11 protein-coding genes are annotated in these 17,067 nt (G+C 46.5%); 2 read left to right on the top strand and 9 right to left on the bottom strand.

From position 1 onward, the window contains the following. Positions 1 to 74 precede the first annotated feature (74 nt). Entirely contained in the window at positions 75 to 848 is a 774-nt protein-coding gene (locus AB3N00_RS01250) for a helix-turn-helix transcriptional regulator (RefSeq protein WP_413032927.1), read from the top strand. Positions 849 to 973: 125 nt separating this feature from the next. Further along, positions 974 to 2,128, top strand: coding sequence for a glycosyltransferase family 61 protein (locus tag AB3N00_RS01245; RefSeq protein ID WP_413032926.1), 1,155 nt, complete (start codon positions 974 to 976; stop codon positions 2,126 to 2,128). A 105-nt stretch (positions 2,129 to 2,233) separates the two neighbouring features. On the opposite strand, the gene AB3N00_RS01240 is transcribed toward AB3N00_RS01245, so the two are convergent. The 9 genes from AB3N00_RS01240 to AB3N00_RS01200 all read right to left on the bottom strand — a co-directional run bounded on the left by AB3N00_RS01240 (position 2,234) and on the right by AB3N00_RS01200 (position 17,020). After that, on the bottom strand, positions 2,234 to 4,285 hold the full coding sequence (locus AB3N00_RS01240; RefSeq protein WP_413032925.1) for a serine hydrolase domain-containing protein: 2,052 nt from the start codon (positions 4,283 to 4,285) through the stop codon (positions 2,234 to 2,236). A gap of 117 nt (positions 4,286 to 4,402) precedes the next feature. Then, positions 4,403 to 5,701: a GHKL domain-containing protein gene (locus tag AB3N00_RS01235; protein WP_413032924.1), complete on the bottom strand. Its 1,299-nt coding sequence runs from the start codon at positions 5,699 to 5,701 to the stop codon at positions 4,403 to 4,405. A gap of 1 nt (position 5,702) precedes the next feature. Further along, positions 5,703 to 6,443, bottom strand: a complete 741-nt coding sequence (locus AB3N00_RS01230) for a LytR/AlgR family response regulator transcription factor (protein WP_413032923.1) — start codon at positions 6,441 to 6,443, stop codon at positions 5,703 to 5,705. 827 nt (positions 6,444 to 7,270) lie between these two features. Then, complete coding sequence (locus AB3N00_RS01225) at positions 7,271 to 8,242, bottom strand: hypothetical protein (protein ID WP_413032922.1); 972 nt, start codon at positions 8,240 to 8,242, stop codon at positions 7,271 to 7,273. After that, positions 8,242 to 8,733, bottom strand: a complete 492-nt coding sequence (locus tag AB3N00_RS01220) for an RNA polymerase sigma factor (protein ID WP_413032921.1) — start codon at positions 8,731 to 8,733, stop codon at positions 8,242 to 8,244. Before AB3N00_RS01220 ends, AB3N00_RS01225 begins: the two co-directional genes overlap by 1 nt. 240 nt (positions 8,734 to 8,973) lie before the next feature. Further along, complete coding sequence (locus tag AB3N00_RS01215; RefSeq protein WP_413032920.1) at positions 8,974 to 12,639, bottom strand: GH32 C-terminal domain-containing protein; 3,666 nt, start codon at positions 12,637 to 12,639, stop codon at positions 8,974 to 8,976. Positions 12,640 to 12,924: 285 nt separating this feature from the next. Next, positions 12,925 to 13,815: an ROK family protein gene (locus AB3N00_RS01210; protein WP_413032919.1), complete on the bottom strand. Its 891-nt coding sequence runs from the start codon at positions 13,813 to 13,815 to the stop codon at positions 12,925 to 12,927. Between the two features lie 19 nt (positions 13,816 to 13,834). Then, positions 13,835 to 15,316: a glycoside hydrolase family 32 protein gene (locus AB3N00_RS01205; RefSeq protein WP_413032918.1), complete on the bottom strand. Its 1,482-nt coding sequence runs from the start codon at positions 15,314 to 15,316 to the stop codon at positions 13,835 to 13,837. A 96-nt stretch (positions 15,317 to 15,412) separates the two neighbouring features. After that, positions 15,413 to 17,020 (bottom strand): ABC transporter substrate-binding protein, encoded by a 1,608-nt coding sequence (locus tag AB3N00_RS01200; RefSeq protein ID WP_413032917.1) that lies wholly within the window; start codon positions 17,018 to 17,020, stop codon positions 15,413 to 15,415. Positions 17,021 to 17,067: the final 47 nt, after the last annotated feature.

Raw genomic sequence — 17,067 nt, 5'->3', positions numbered from 1 at the left:
ATAAAGTAGAAGTGCATCTCAAAGAATGATATATGCTAACGCAAAATTGATCTATCCCAAGATTGGAGAACCCTATGAATACGATTTTTTATGTCGGTTATGATGCCGCTCATCCTGCTGATTTCATTTATGACATACCGGAAGGTCATGACTTCTGGCTGCTTATTCTTACACAGTCTCCGGCAGAATTCTGGGTGAATGGCGAAATAAAAGCGTATCCGGCCAATTGTGCCGTCCTATACCCGCCTTATCAGAAAATCATGTATCGTGCGTGCTCGGATCAATACGTAAATGACTGGGTGCGATTTCTTTCCGATGAAGCGTATGTACTGGAGACAGCTATTCCCCTCGGCACTCCCATTCTTCTTCCGGATCCTAGTTATTGTCATCAGTTGTTCCAATTGATGGCTACCGAAAATTTTCTTCAGTGTGATTACCGTGAGCTCTCCATTGATTATTTGTTTCGAATTATGTTTAACAAGCTTCTCGAAGCCTCCCAGTCCGCAGATAACAAGCCTCATTATCAGGATCTTTTGAATTTGCGCAAAGCCATTAACCACAACCCGGGACAAGAATGGAGCGTTACTGTCATGGCCGATTGTGTCCATCTTAGTCCGGGCTATCTGCAAACGTTATATAAAACTACATTTGGCATCTCCTGCATGGAAGATGTCATTCAATCCAGAATTCGTCTCGCCAAAGAAAGACTGATTCATGGCCAGTCCAGAATTTCAGACATCAGTGAACTTTGCGGTTATCGGAATGTCGAGCATTTCTCCAGACAATTTAGACAAGTGGTTGGCTGTACACCACGTGCTTACCGCAAATCCATCACGTCTACGTCTTGATGGTGTCCTGCAAAAATCAGAAATTAAAGTTTGGCATCATATAAAGTCCGTTCATTTTCGTGCCTTTTAAAGCCTACCTGCATAAATTAGCTTCATATAGTAACCATGGTGCTGGAGGGTGAAAAATGAATGAAATGTGCGGCAATGCTAAATCGCCAGGCACCAATCCAAATAAGTCCGGTTTCTACAGAGACATTTGGGAATGGATAGCTTCCGTTTCCCCCGGCGGCGATGAAATGGTTTCTCCTTTTGATTTTGGCGGAGTCGCCAGATTCGAGGTTCCGAAAACCCCTGAAACGGAGATACATCGTTATTTGATGCCCTACACCCTTCATCCCGAAGGCGGATACGTTGCATACATACCGAATGGGCGTATTTGGGGATCAACAGGTTCTATCCTGACATCGGACAGAAAACTGATTTTCGATCTTTCCCCAGAGTACGATGGACAACAAAACAGAATGCTGACACTGGAAGAACACCCCGCTTTGCATCGGAGGAAGGCTCAAGAGCATCAGCATCTCGAGGGGACAGCGGCCGTTTTAACTTTTTGTGGGAGTCATAATTATTTTCATTGGTTATATGATGTGCTGCCGCGACTGGGTATGCTTCGAGTTTTAAATATTCCTTTTCAATCTCTGGTCATGAATCCGAATCCTCATGGATCTTTTGTGAAAGAAACGTTATGTATGTTTGGCGTATCCGAATCGTCCGTAATTTGTACTGGTGATGATCTGGAAATTCAGGCCGGCCGGTTGGTTGTGCCTTCCCTAATGATGAATTCCCATTATCCGCCTTGGGCCACAGCTATCCTTCGGACGTTTATGCTACCCGGATGCGATACAACGCTGCATTCTCCTGATCGCATTTTCATTTCTAGGAGCAAAGCCTCTGCCCGACGGATCGCTAACGAGGACGCAGTAATCCGGCATTTGGAGCCGTACGGATTCACTCCTGTTTGCCTGGAGGATTTGACCGTTGCCCAGCAAGTTCAGCTCTTTGCTTCCTCAAAAGCAATCGTTTCACCACATGGAGCCGGGTTGGCCAATCTGGCTTTCTGCATGGAGGGAACCCTTGTCGTCGAAATTTTTCATACCCGGCATGTAGTGCCTACTTACTGGATGATCAGCAACCATAACAAACTTGATTATTATATGATGTATGGGCAGGATGCCGGAACAACACAGGACCGCTTTCCGGGATTAGAGGACTTCTCCGTGGATCTGGATCGGCTGGAGCAAACTCTTCGTTTAGCAGGACTGAAAACACAGCATACATGAGCAGCCGTTCAGGCTATCTGGGCACGGAAAAAAGGAACATACCGGATCGCGGGCAGCCTATGCTCGTGATCCAATATGCTCCTTTGAACTCATTGTTCAATTCATTTACTTTAGATGGATTTTGAAGACATCCCCGGCTTCACCACCAAAAACGATAAAACCACCTTTCGGGAGCTGTGTCGATTGTTGATTGGTCGCTACGGAAAAGTGAACCACTTCACCTTTCTCATTATATACGGCATAACCTCCGTTTCCCGGAGAATCCACCGTTAACGATTTGTTTGCCGAGCGGGAGTCGATGGCATACCACCGGGCTTGCCCGTTGGATGGGATGGTGGTGACTCCTGTTTTCCCGGCAAAGATCGGTGTAATGGCATCCTCTGCGATATATTCCTGACCATCCTGAATCAAAAACTCTGCGCCATTCTTCGAGTAGAGCTGCAAATCGAATGCATCTCTTCCATTCATAACAGGAATCTCGGCGACATTCTCTGCGTGGTCTGGATCAACAACTCGGGTACCATTCGCGTAACCGTTCTCCGCATCTACGGATAGATTTTTGATCAGCATCGAAGGAAGCAGGTAGAAGATCGATGTTATCTTTTCATCCAATGCGTAATATTTCGAGCCATTGCGAGCTGCCCACTTCTCTTTCGTTACTGTATCCAGTACGTTATGCTCCAGTTTTTGAAAATCATAGGTGTTCATCACCGTTTGGCCTAAACCGGGTAACGTGATGTTTGCCAGAACTTTAACATACACCTTGTCGTTACGTTCTTTCTCAAAACTGACCTTCACACTTCCATCGGGACTCGTAAATTGTCCTTCACCTGTGTACACATACGTCTGCTCCGGGATTAGTCCTCCCTGCAAAGCAGGCAGCTTGATCTCACTATTTTTAATGTCTATATCCAGCGTTGTACCTACCGTACCATAAAGACCGGAATAGGCAGTCAACTCCGTCGGCATCTTCACTTTGACGGGTGTTGAGAATGTCTGATCAGGTTGAATCTCTTCAATAATGCCTTGATCCTCAAGAACCTCCAGCAGCACTTTACTGGCAAACATCTGGTTATAGATGGAGGACCCGCCAGAAGAAAGAACCGCCATCGAAATATCATGTTCAGGTATAGTGATTAACGATGCATGATACAACATGGTGTCTCCACCCTTGGTAAGTGCAGTAATGCCGTAATCGCTGAACGGTGCCAGCGCAACGGCATCCCATCCAAGACCGTAGTTAAAGGTATTTCTCTCCTCGGATACCCATATTCCTTGACGATATTCATGATTTTGCATGGACAGTGCCGAGGATTCGGACAGAATGTCGGGCCTGTTCCCTATCAACACCTCAGCGAATCGGCTCAATTCCTCTGCAGTCGAGTAGATTCCACCTGTACCGAGGATATTGGCATTTTCGACAGGCAGTTTCGTTTCCATCGTAGGCCAATATGTTTCAGACAATTGTTTTCTATCAAAAGAATCCAGTGGTGTCTTGGTTGCTTCCAACTGTAACGGATCGCTGATAAACTTGGCGATATATTCGCTGTAGCTCAATCCACTCACCCGTTCAACCAGTATCTCAAGTAATTGAAAACCATCATTGCAATAGACGGAATAAGCTCCGGGTTTTGACTTAAGCTTTTCAGACTTCAGTTTGAGCAATAATTCATCATGATTCCGAGTGTCATTATCGCCAAACAACATGCTATTTCCATAATGTGTGCCATAGAGACCCGAAGAATGGTTCATCAGCATGCGCGGGGTAATTTGAGTGTACCGGTCATCCGCCATCTCAAAGTCTTTAATATACGAAGTGAGGGGCTGATCCAGGTCCACTTTGCCGGAATCGACCAGCATCATTGTAGCTGCTGTTACAACCATTTTGCTTACTGAGCCTATTCCAAACATGGTATCCTTGTCGACTGGTTTCTGGGAAGCCTTGTCGTGGAATCCTACACCATCCGACAAAATGATCTTCCCTTCGTCCATGATGGCATATTGCAGACCTGTAACCCCATAATTTTTCACCATCTGTGTCGCAAGTCGCTCCGCCTGATTCTCGATCGTTCCCATCCTGTTTGCCTCTGCCCTGACATCGGTCAACGGAATGACCACGAGCACTGCCGCACATAACATGCTGATCAGTTTCTTCATTGAATAACTTCCTCCCTTATGATGCTGTTTGTATGATTGCTTTCATCATATCCGGGAAGAGGCATATCGAACGAAAACGGACCCTGAATGGAAAAAAACAATCCCCGAACGGTATGTTCAGAAATTGTTTGGATCAAACGGGAGCACGACCATGTTATTGAAGGTTCGATGATGATTCTCGATACTCATATGTCCACCATATTTCTCGCACATTCTCGCTATATTGGTTAGGCCTATTCCATGATACTCCGGATTGGGCTTTTCACTCTTCAGGTGAGTCAATTTTTGCTCCACATGATTCATAATCTGGATAACGAGTGCAGACGCTGTGGAGTGAATCGAAACTAGGATATATCTGTCCTCCGCATGTTTGACCTTCTTGGAAGCCTCGATGGCGTTATCCAGCATGTTGCCTAGCACTACGCACAGATCATATCGATCAATTTGAATATGTTGAGAGTGAAGCCCAATTCGGGTGTCGATTTTGATTCCGTTTGCCTGCCCCAGGGCGATGGTATTTGTTACAAGGGCATCAATCACGAGATTGCCGGAGTTGACTCGCTGGTATGCTCCTTCAATCTTATTCAACGTGAGTTTAATATGATCACCCGCCGCTTCAAGCTTGTTTTGCTTGATACATTCTTCAATGTACAGAAACTGCTGATTGATATCATGAATGATGCTTTTCACATTTTTGAAACTGTGCACCGTCTTCTCATAGTTGGCATCCTGATAATCCATCTGACGCTGCAACTGGGCATTTTCATGAGCGAGCTGAACCTTTTCTACCATACTATCGAATACATAAACAATGAACACATTGAGAAAAAGGGAGCCTAGCACGGATACGACATAAAATATGTTTTTTTCACTGTACATCGAAGCCACATTGATCTGATAGATCGTAATGGTAGGTACGATCAGAAACAAGAAATAATAGCGATAATGTACAGCGAAACTCCTTCGTTTGGCAATAAGGCGGACAATCTGAATGACAATGAACATCATGCTGCAGCCGAGCAGCATCACCTTGGAGAACACCCATTGATGTTCCTCGTTAAAATGATCCAATGAACTATAGTCTGTAGAATCCAGTACCCCTATGATATATACCGCAATGAAATTCACCGTTGTGATCAGAACCGCATACAGGACCGTGAAGACAAGTTTGATTTTGAACTCCACTTCATAGGATTGCGCCAGACTGAAGATGAATAACAAAGCAACGACAGAAGAAACGATTGGAGGTAATGAAGATGCCAAGTAGAAATAACCCAATACGATAAACAGGACAAAATAGATTGCTCTATGCCTTTTTTGCCTGGACTTGCCTAATACAGAATCAAAATAAAAATTCACTTGGAACGCCATAAGCAAGGTAACCACGATGACGGACCAGATCACATATGTATCCATATCATTGAATCCTCATAATCATAAATTTGGTGTAAGCATCCTTGACTTCCTTGACTTTTGAACGACCAATAGGCAATTCGGTACCATTTAACATGACCACCTGAGCGCCGGAAAACTTTTGGACATGCAGCAGGTTGATGATAATCGAGCGATGGATTTGCAAAAAACCATGGTCTTTCAAGGCGGCAGCATAACTGGATAAAATGCCTTTGCTCTCATGTGTGTTTTCTTTTGTAACAAAATTCAGTTTGTTTTTGATCGTTAAACTCTTAACGACCTCAATCCAGAAAATATCATCGTATTTCAACAGAATTTCTTCATAGTCTGACTTGATCAGCACATACTTTTTGTCCATCGCTTTAAAGTACTGGCACAGTTTAATCATCTTCTCCTCGAAAATATGGGGCTGGATCGGTTTGATCAAATATTGAAAGGTGACCACATCAAAGCTCTCCACCATATACTCCGGGTAACTGGTTAGAAACATGATCTGCACATCCAAATGCTTCATATTTCTGATTTGTTTGGCCGTCTGGATCCCGTTCATTCCACTCATCTCCACATCCATGATCAGAACATGGAACGTATCCCCAACGGTATTATAATGAGAAACCAGCTGTTCGCCTGAAGAAAATAAGGTAATTTGGAAATCAATATTTGTTTTTAATGACAAGGAGATCAGCATTGTTTTTACCTGTTCTCTTTGTTTCTCCTCGTCATCACAGATTGCTACATTGAACATGTGGGAACATCCGCCTTTCAATTGACATCGACTCTGAGTTTCACTCTCGAATATACTATTTTATCACAGGTTTCGGAGCAGAATTTGGGTGAAATGCATTATTCAGACCCTAAAGTGCACTTGGCGGATGGATCGGTAAAATGCTGCTGGGTATCTGGTCTTACTTGAGAATGTTTACATGTGGTAATATATAATAGATTTGCTCGTACCATAAAAATGGAATTTTGAATAGTTTGAATTCTTATAGTAATAGTCCATTATCGAACTCGTTATGGGGTTCTTATCTTTTCTGTACATATGGTTTAAGAAGTTATTGCATCTAGAACGTTCAAATAGAAAGGTAACTGGCGATGATATTCATTAACAAAAAAACAATCGATAAGCTGACTGAGTCCCATAGGGAATCTAACATGCATATCTGCTACTCAACTCCCCAAAGCTTCTCGGCTCGTACAAGTCGGGCTATACTACTCGTAAATGAGGATCGGATGATTATCCTTTTTCTCAATCTGTTTTCTTCCAAAGTCGTACACAAAGTTGAATTTGAAGTATCTGATTTAGAAGAACAAAAGTATCGTTCTGGAACCCTGCTTTCTGCCATATGGTCATTCAAAGTCAAAGGCCAATATTGGAATTTCAGAATAATCAAAAAAGTGGTTACTCTTGGCTCGATGCAAAGCGATTTTCTGCACTTCTTGCAACAGAATATAATTAAATAATGCCATGTCACCCTGGCAATACCTCGTTTAGGCAAACACAAAAAAGCGAACAAAGCACTTGCGTTCCCTGTTCGCTCTTCTTCAAGGATTCGTACCGCGTTCTTCGCCTTACTCACCCAGGCTGTTCCAGAACGTCTGAAACGCTCCTTCCTCAACCTCGAGAAATGCCGGAACATTACCGTAACGCACCAGACCTTCACCGAACAGAACCAGTGGTACCTGCGTTTTGTCTTCCAAAGTGAGATAGATGATCTTGCGATCTTCCTTGCCGTAGAGGCTCTCTTCCAACTCCGGACTCGTTGCAATCGGTTTGGCAGCATTTAGCCCTGAGATGAAGCCTTCCAGTGCTTCATCCGCTGCTAGCGGCTGAAGCTGCTGCAATCCGTTGTTCCAGCTGTCAAAAGTTTCCCACTGCGCCGAAGCGATATTGTCTTCGAGGTGAAGCTTGCCGATCAAGTCGGCACCGCTACTGATGGTAATCCCGTTGTTCATATCAAATAGTTGGGCATATACCTGACCATCGAGCTCGGTGTAAGACATGATGCGGAAGTTTTTGTTGTAGCCGTTGACAGCATAGATGTCTGCCTCGCCAATGTTGGAAGCAAGTTCCGTATATTTATCCTTACCACTCAGTTCATTGATGCCGCCAGTTGTAGTGCCAAGCTTCTCGCCCCGCAGATGGAGTGCATTCTCACCTTCAAGCAATGTTGGGGACTGTGTATAAACGTTCCCTCCATAGACAACCACTGGCAGCATGTCTGCCTTTACGCCTTTGCCATTTGCACCAGGCAGCTCTGTTTTCGGAATCACAATCGAGTCGAACGACGCGGCAGGAGTCACCTGTGCCGCCTGTGTCGCTGGTGCAGCAGGCCCACTCAAATGTTGCCATACACTTGGCGCAGCCAACCCAATGCTGGCAGCGATAACGACGCTTGCTGCAATATACAATGGTTTGCGTTGGCGTTTTGGCCCCCGATGCTGCGTGTTCAAGGATTGCTCTACCCGTTTTTTCATTTGCTCGTTTGTTTTCATATGATCCACTACTTTCTTGTAGTTTTGTTTGAATTGTTCTTCGTTCATTACACTTCCTCTCCTTCCAGCTCCAGTTTTAACAGCTGTCTTCCCCGCTTCAATCGCATCTTCACCGCTGACTCGCTGATCTGCAGGATTTCACCGATCTCTCGGATCGGATAATCTTCGTAATAATACAGATGAACCACCGATCTATACTTGACGGGCAGTGACAGCACGAGTTCGATCAATGCGTGATCTTCAGGGTTGTCCATTGTAAGGGGATCGACTCCTTCCAGCTTGACCTCCCGTTTATGCCATCTTCTGCCTAATAAGGATTTGCAATGATTGGTGATAACCCGAATCAACCATGCTTTCTGATGCTCTGCATCGTTGAATGTAGGGCCTTTTTCTATTAGCTTGATGAAGGTATCCTGAGTGGCTTCCTCCGCGTCCTCTCTTCTGCCGAGATGCACCATGGCAATCCGGAACAGCGTATCCGCGTGAGTCTCATAGATTTTCATCACATGATCGCCTGGCTGGGGCACTGATTGCTGCATGGCTGTTCTGCCCTCCTTTATATCCCTAACACTCTTAATGACGGGGTTTGGTCACATTTTGTTGAATAATTTTAATGTCCAGACAACGACGTAATCGGTAACCGGAGCAAATTCTTACCCTCCGATCGGAACAAGAAATGGGTTCATTGAAAACAAAAAAAGCCGCTAAAATAGCGACTCTTAATGGGTATATATCCTTGTTACCTTATCGTATTTTCACTCAAATTGATTGGGGTTCCCCTACCTAAAAAACCATTTTTGATTCTCATTTTCATCGCGAAGCTCATTCACCACGAGTTCTGACCCATCCGCGGATATGCCGAGTGCGTTTCCGTTATGCATATTTGTAATGTGTATGCTTCCATCATCATTTTCAGAAATTAGCCAGCGTTGATTAGCATACCCAAGATACGAGTAGAGCTGGACGCGATTCTGTCCAACATCCCAATCCAATGCCATTCCGCTCAAGGTTCGAATGGAGTAGGAGCCGGAATCATCTCCAGTAGGAACAAGTACCCATTTTAAACCTTCACTTGCATTCTCTGCCCCGTCATCAACCTTTATAACTTCGCCTTCTTCAGATTGAACAGCTTGCATGACTACGGGATGTCCTGCGTTCCGAATCATCACCATCTCCAATTCCGCTTTTTTCGCATTGTTCACGTTCACATTCTGAAAGGAAGCACTTCCTCCAAAAACATGAACACCGAAATGACCTTCAGCAAACGTTCCATCCTTAAGATCCATTATTCGCTTGCCATCCAAAACAACCTGGATCCGAGGACCATCCGCCTGAATCTGGATGTGATACGTTTGATGCTTACCAATGAATCTCGGAATCTGGGCAAGGACCTGCCTAGTTTCGAATTTCCCGTTCACTTTGTAAAAAAGTCGGATGGATTTCAGATTAGGGTCAATGTTCAAGTAGTAACCGCTTCGTCCATCCTCGCTCGCACGGAATACGATGGACCCCGCTCCACTCTGCGCACCTAGCGTTAGATCAGCTTCATATTGAAAATCGCCCGCCGTTTCCTGTGCGATATACTGTGAATCTCCACTAGAGATCCCCTGTATGCCTTGTTCGGAAACAAACCATTGGGCAGTTGATTTATCCGATTTCCAGCCAGACAAGTTGGTTTGGAATATGCCGCTGGATACCGTAATCGGTATTTTGGCAGAAGCTTTGCCGTTTGCCGTTGATACCGTTACGATAGCTTCCCCTCCACCCACGGCTCGAACGGTCGCTTTCGTTTTATCAGAATGAACGATTTGCGCCACTTTGGGATTGCTTACTTTCCACTTCAACGGTTGAGCACCTTTTCCACGTCCGCCCTCAACCGCCGCGTACAAGGTTTGAGTCTGCCCTATATTTGCCGTTCTTCTGTGGGTATCTGCAATGACCTGTGTCTGAGGAGATGTGTCCTCTCTCCAGATGTTATCCAAGGCGTGCACCTTCAAAGAGTTCACCTTCATTTCTCCACCGAGGCTATAGAATGCCATCGCCCTTCCCGCCGGGTCTGGAAAAATGACATCCGAGAAAACAACCTTACCATCATTGCCGAAGACCTCAACAGAGGATTCATCGACAAATATGCGCAGCTTCACCTTCTGATTTTCGGGTTGTAACGGTGCCTCATGGACCTTGGTGAATAAGTCGGAGAAGCTCACATCACCTGAGGTAGAGCGATCCACGAACATGTTCTGCGAATCCACTCTGTATCCTACTGTGGTTTGCTGCCCCTCCCTTTGACGCAGTTGAAAACCAAACTCGGTTACGGAACTATTAGCCGGGATTTCCACTTCAGCTTCAATCTCATATGCTCCCGCCGTGAGGCCATCAAGCGGATTTTTTGTTTTGGGTCCAACCATCAATTGTTGTGCACTATATAGATTATGCCGCAGCGTCTGGAGTTCAGTGATTGGTGTTTGTACCAACCGCACTCCTTCATCCGCGGTTCGAAGAGATACTTCTCTAGGAATGGTCAGTTGCCCTTTCCAAGATGAGGTTGGGAATTCAAACGGATAATCCCAATTCGTCATCCATGCAAGCATGACTTTCCGCTGATCAGGCATATTTGCGAAGGACATCGATGCGTAGAATTCCTTGCCAAAGTCCGTTCTCAACACCTGCCCAACCGGATGATCGTTCAGGAATTTCCCTTCTGCTGTCAGCTCGCCTACAAAGTATTCTGCATCTGATCCTTGGGTTTTCGGATTGGCTCCTGTACTAATCATAAGTACCCACTTCCGCTGATCCGTTCCATCTATAGGCAGCTGAATCAGATCGGGACACTCCCACACACCACCACGCACGTAATCTCCATATCCGAAATTATCGGTTAACGTCCAATCAAGCAGATTCGTTGAAGTGAAGAACCGGATGTGATCCCCTCCGGACACGACCATTATCCACCGGTTGTGTTCTTCATCCCGGACTACCTTCGGATCACGGAAATCCCAGCTTCCCGGATCATCACCATTCTTGCCAGGGTTTTCAATAACAATCGGTCGATCTTCAGCGTAATGCCAGTTCCGACCTTGATCTGTACTGTAGGCAAGACCGATGCGCTGATTGCCGCCAGGCTTATCCGGGTGATAGGAAGTGTAGTACGCAATCAGACCTTTTCCGCCTGAATCCGTGAATAAACCGGATGTATTGTTTAGATCAGCAATTGCTGATCCCGACCATACATGACCCTGATCATTCCATGGCAAGGCGATAGGTAAGCGTTTCCAATTTATAAGATCAGTACTGACTGCATGAGCCCAGGTTCCTCCATCCTGATGAAACAGATGATATTCTCCTTCATAATTGACCAGCCCGTTCGGATCACTTGCCGATCCCCGAATCGGAGAATAATGGTACTGGGGACGATAGTCTTCTTTGTAGTATACTGACTCTTCCGTTACATAGATATCCTGAAAATAAGCCACACCTTGTTGAACCACAAGGCCGACATTTCCATTCGCATAACTTGTGTCTGTGACCTCAACAGCCGGAGGGGTGTAACCATCCACATAGACCTGAAGCAGGCTGCCCGAGGTTATAACTTCGATGTGATGCCTCGCTCCCGGTAGACTTGGATACTTGCGATTCGAGCTGGCGAGCACGGTCCCGTCTGCCTTTCGAAGCTGAACTCCTACTTCTGCTCCTTCCCTGATCAGGACTGCTTCATATCCCCTCGTTCCGTCTGTACTCGCCCTAAATAACAGTGCGGCTGAGGAACCTGCATTGGCATTGGACAGTGTTATATTCCCCTCAAACACAAAATCTGCAGCTGCCTTTTCGTATACAGTCATTCCGGTGTCCTGGGCATTTCCCTTCCCTCTATAACCTTTCAAATCCGGCTGCCATTCGCCTACGCTGCTTATCGGTTTGCCTACATTTCCATTCATGGTACTAACATGCACATTCTGGAACAAAGCGGACCCATCCCAAACATGGAGCCCCAGCTTCCCTGATGAGTAGGCACTGTCCTTCACATCAATCACCGGATCGTACCGATCGTCCCAAAACACCTGAAGTCTATCCCCGTCCGCTTTCACTTTCAAATGATAGATGCCTCCAACTTCGAGGTTTGCTTTATGTTCGACATACAACTTTCCCTGCTGTCCACTTGCATCTCTTAGACGTATCACACCAGCCTGGGGAACCACTTGCAGCATATATGAAGACCAGCCTGTATCATTGGATCGAAAAATAAGACTGGTATCCGCTTTCATATTCTGAATCATCAAATCAGCTTCATAGATAAAATTATCGGCTCGTGTGGCGGAAATCGCCATCACATTCTCCCCGGCATCCGAAGCCAGACGGAGTCCTTCGTCTGTATCTTCCAGACTGCCTCTGCCCTGTACTGTCCAATCCGACAAATTCGTTGCAGCCTTAGACACTTTGGTTAACATTTGAACCGCCTCCCTGTGTTGTTTCGCTGATCCCTCGTATGGTTGCTCTTTCCACTGCGTGGCGTCTGTCTCCGTATAAGATGCTGTGGTATAAGCTTCTGCAGAAGAAAAAACAAGGAAACATGATAATAGAACACAACCGATGGTCCGGATGATACATTTCATGAGCCTTCCCTCTTTTCGTATGAATGAATAAGCAAAAATCCCACAAAGGACGGTGCATTCTCTTAGCAAAATAAGTGAACATGCATCCGTCCCTTCCGGGACTTTAATGAATATCAAAAGCTATGAAGCAGACGTGACACGTTCCAGTGCTTCCAAACCCAATGCGAGGGCACCGCATAGTCCTGCATGCTGGCCCAATCCCGGCTGGACAATATATTGATCGATATGATGTGTTATTGGCGCTGCATTCACATAACCATTCAGATTTTGTACAACCCGCTCCCGGATCATCGGAAACAGATGACTTTGCTGCATCACCCCTCCGCCCAAGATGACCTTTTGCGGGGAATGAAGCAGAATGGCCGTCGTGATGGACTCCGCAATGTAAAAGGACTCGATCTCCCACGCCGGATGGTCTGCCGGCAGTTCGCTGCCAGGGCTCTGCCAGCGAGCTTGAATGGCTGGCCCTGCAGCCATCCCCTCCAAGCAATCGCCATGATACGGACATAATCCGGGAAATTGATCATCCGGGTGCCGCCTCGTCCGCATGTGTCCACCCTCGGGATGCAGCAATCCATGTACACGTTTGCCTCCCGCCACAAGTCCAATTCCAACACCGGTGCCGATCGTATAATACACACAGTTGTCCAGCCCCTTCGCTGCTCCCCAAGTGACTTCTCCAAGGGCCGCTGCATTCACATCCGTATCCCATCCGAAGGGAACCGGAAATTCACGCTTCAAGGTTTCAACAACATTGCAGTTATCCCAACCCGGCTTCGGTGTTGTTGTGATAGAGCCATAGGTGGAACTATCCGGTTGCAGATCAATCGGACCAAAGGAGCCAATTCCGATGGCCGCCACTCCCTTATCCCTGAAATACTCAGTAACTTTCGAAAGTGTGGTCTCGGGATGCTCGGTTGGAAAGCTGCACCAATCTTCAATTCTACCTTGCTGATTGCCTACACCACATACAAACTTTGTTCCTCCCGCTTCTATGGCTCCTATACGCATTTTCCTGTCCCCCTTGCGCTCATTTCGATTGACCTTCTGCTTGGACAGGGGATAGTTCATAGATATGAAGCGAAGAAAATACCAGATCTTTATGATCCGTATGAACCGAGATTCCCTTGGAACCAGCATCCGGATAGATCAGATCGGTAATCACCGCCTGACCGTCATTGGCAAATACCTCTACGGATGAATGATCCACAAAGATACACAAACGCTGGTTGCCGTCTACTGCTTTTAATTCAGCTGCATGACGACCCAGAAAATGTTCATGGAAGTCGATAATACCTGACCGGCTGCGATCGACGTATACTTCATTCTCGGTAGCGTCCACGCCTATAAGCGTTTCATTCTCCGCACCACTTCGTAATGCAAATTGAACGGATAGATCAGAAGCCCATTCCGCATGAATCTCATAATTTACAAGACCCAAAGTGTTCAATTGCTCACTCACTTGGCTGATTGAAGCATCCTGTAGGGACAATATTGGCTTGCGGGCTTGTTCCAGCTCGCGCGCAGGACGCTGAACCAGCAGGATTTCTCCGTCCCTTGTCTCCAATGTCAGCTCTCTCGCAATGGTCATCGCGCCGCGATACCCTTCCGTTGGCGTCTGATTGGCATACATCCAGTTACTCATCCAGCCCATAAACAGGCGTCTGCCGTCTTCTGCCGGAATATCAGACCAACTGACCCCTGCGTAGTTATCCCGACCATGATCAACCCAGCGAACGGTATGGGAAGCTTCATCAGGAACAAATGAAATGCCATTAAAATCTCCGGTGAAGTACTGCGTTCTGGAGCCTTCCTTGAAGGCAGGATCTGCACCAATGCTGACGAGCATCACCCATTTCTCCTGACTCGCATCTCCATCGACGGCCAGCGGGAACAGGTCAGGGCACTCCCAGACACCGTCATGTGAGCCGATTCCTGTACCGAATTCACTGCCCAGCGTCCAATCCTTCAGATTGGGAGAATGATACAGACATACCGTTTGACCACAAGCAATAATCATAATCCATTTCTCGGTCTGCTCATGCCAAAATACTTTGGGATCACGGAAATCCACGAACGCCTTATTCTCCAATACCGGATTGTCCTCGTATTTCATCCATGTTCTGCCGTTATCCTTGCTGTAAGCGAGGCTCTGTCGCTGAATCGGATGATCGTTTGGCACTTCCAGATGGTGGGTAAAAATAGCCACCAATCCAGGCTCATCGTCAAAGAATCCAGATGTATTGTTCCAATCCACCACAGCACTGCCGGAGAATATCGTGCCATGTTCATCCGGTGCCAAAGCAACGGGAAGCTCTTCCCAGTTGACCAGATCCCTGGTCACCGCGTGTCCCCAATGCATCGGTCCCCATGTTGTGCCAAACGGATGATGCTGATAGAACAAGTGATACTCGCCTTTGAAAAATACCATTCCATTCGGATCATTGATCCAATTTTCCTTCGGTGTGAAATGATAGATACCCCGGTAATCAGGGGTTGTTATTGTAGACATGTTGGTTAGCTCCTTTGGATCAAACTGATAATGGGAAGACGCGGCTTTACTCGCAACCTGCTGCTATGTATAGCAGCGACTCCTCAATCCGTTTGTTTATTTGGTATTGCGGTCATATCCCGCTTGTTTAATTTGAAGCCATTCCTGCAGTCCAAGACGATCCAACTCTTTCAAATAAGCATCCCACTCCTGGTCGATCTTTCCGTTCTGATACCATTCCGTGCGCATACGCAGCACATAGGCGAACAGATCAGTTTCAATCGTGGAGAGGCGGTCGAGTTCATCAATGGAGAAGAACACGCTTGGATAGACGTTTTCCGCTTTCATATGCGGAACCATCACTTTGTCTAGGAGCTCCATACGCCATGCCGCGTCTTCCGGTTTGGTCGTGTATTTGTCGTAGTAACTGTCGAGAATTGCGAGCGGTCCTGCAATGCTCGTTTTCTGTCTGAGCTCAACAGGTGCAGCGCCTTCCAGCGGAAGATGCTTCAGCATACCCTTGGCTTCGTCGAATTCAAAAATATTCTGCTGTGTCTCATCGCCATAAGTTCCCCAGTTGTTCTGAACAGATTGAAGCGGGTCATACAATTGGTCTACCCACTTCGCTGTCGATTCCAGATTTTTATTGCTGCTGGTAATAACCATACGTCCCCGGTCGAGACCGATACCATTCGTTCTTGTCACATTGACCTCGCCACTCGGTCCGGCAACCGGAGGCAGAACATCATATGTATCATTCATGCCTGTAATGTTGGCTTTATCCCAAGTGAAATACATGCCATACTTGTTGTCTTTGCCCTTGGCGAGATACGTATTCCAATCCTGCTGGTACGCTTCCACATCCACGAGACCTTCCTGAACCAGTTCGTGAATGTATTTAACCGCTTCCTTATAACCTTCATCAGCTGCCGTGAAGACCACCTTGCCTTCATCGGTTACCACAGTATGGTCCCAGTTCTCCCCGAGCCCAAATGCCGCAAAGAGAAATGTCAGATCTTCTCCGCCCGGCTTGTTAATGAAAGACAACGGAATTTCGTCAGCCTTGCCATTGCCGTTCGGGTCTTGAGTTTTGAATGCAATCAGCACTTCTTTCAGTTCTTCGGTTGTCGTCGGCATTTTTAGTCCGAGCTTGTTCAGCCATTCCACATTGATCCAGGGCAAGTTATCCACTGCCTGAATCCGTTGCTTGCCACTACCAAGTTCCTCAATCCAGGGAAATGAATAGATATGTCCGTCCGGAGCAGTGATCATGCTCTTGTATTCGGGAGCTTCCTCCAGCACCTTTTGCAGATTGGGCATGTATTGCTCAATCAGGTCTTCCAGTGGAATGATGGCTCCATCCTTCGCCAGTTTCAGGAGATCATAATCCCCATAACCTGCGTCAAAAATGGCATCCGGCAAATCACCGCTGGCTACCGCCAAGTTTCTTTTTTCGGCAAACACATCACTCGTATAGTTTTTCCAGTTGATATGCACATTGGTCTTCTCTTCCAGTCTCTTGTAGATCAGCTTCTCGTTCGGATCAGCAGGGGCCAGCGGAGAGCTCTGTGTGATAAAGTTCAATGACACTTTGCCATCAGGTGATTGGGCTTCACTCGCTGCACCGCCTCCGCCCCCACCACAGGCCGAGAGCAAGAGCATGGCAGACAGCATGGAAACGGATGCTGTGGTAACGGCTTTTCTGGACTTGTTCACTTTTTTCATGATCATGACCTCCATGGAATTGAGTTGGATCAAACTTGCTGTATATC

The organism is Paenibacillus xylanilyticus (genome assembly GCF_047246825.1).
Classification (GTDB): Bacteria; Bacillota; Bacilli; order Paenibacillales; family Paenibacillaceae; genus Paenibacillus; species Paenibacillus xylanilyticus_B.
Note: the sequence above shows the minus strand (reverse complement) of the source record. Positions and strands in the feature narration are given on the sequence as shown.

Bases quoted from the DNA above. Each gene is read 5' to 3' on its own strand.
- AB3N00_RS01235 (WP_413032924.1), bottom strand. From the start codon at position 5,701: ATGGATACATATGTGATCTGGTCCGTCATCGTGGTTACCTTGCTTATG.
- AB3N00_RS01250 (WP_413032927.1), top strand. From the start codon at position 75: ATGAATACGATTTTTTATGTCGGTTATGATGCCGCTCATCCTGCTGAT.
- AB3N00_RS01230 (WP_413032923.1), bottom strand. From the start codon at position 6,443: ATGTTCAATGTAGCAATCTGTGATGACGAGGAGAAACAAAGAGAACAG.
- AB3N00_RS01205 (WP_413032918.1), bottom strand. From the start codon at position 15,316: ATGTCTACAATAACAACCCCTGATTACCGGGGTATCTATCATTTCACA.
- AB3N00_RS01240 (WP_413032925.1), bottom strand. From the start codon at position 4,285: ATGAAGAAACTGATCAGCATGTTATGTGCGGCAGTGCTCGTGGTCATT.
- AB3N00_RS01225 (WP_413032922.1), bottom strand. From the start codon at position 8,242: ATGAACGAAGAACAATTCAAACAAAACTACAAGAAAGTAGTGGATCAT.
- AB3N00_RS01245 (WP_413032926.1), top strand. From the start codon at position 974: ATGAATGAAATGTGCGGCAATGCTAAATCGCCAGGCACCAATCCAAAT.
- AB3N00_RS01220 (WP_413032921.1), bottom strand. From the start codon at position 8,733: ATGCAGCAATCAGTGCCCCAGCCAGGCGATCATGTGATGAAAATCTAT.
- AB3N00_RS01210 (WP_413032919.1), bottom strand. From the start codon at position 13,815: ATGCGTATAGGAGCCATAGAAGCGGGAGGAACAAAGTTTGTATGTGGT.
- AB3N00_RS01215 (WP_413032920.1), bottom strand. From the start codon at position 12,639: ATGTTAACCAAAGTGTCTAAGGCTGCAACGAATTTGTCGGATTGGACA.
- AB3N00_RS01200 (WP_413032917.1), bottom strand. From the start codon at position 17,020: ATGAAAAAAGTGAACAAGTCCAGAAAAGCCGTTACCACAGCATCCGTT.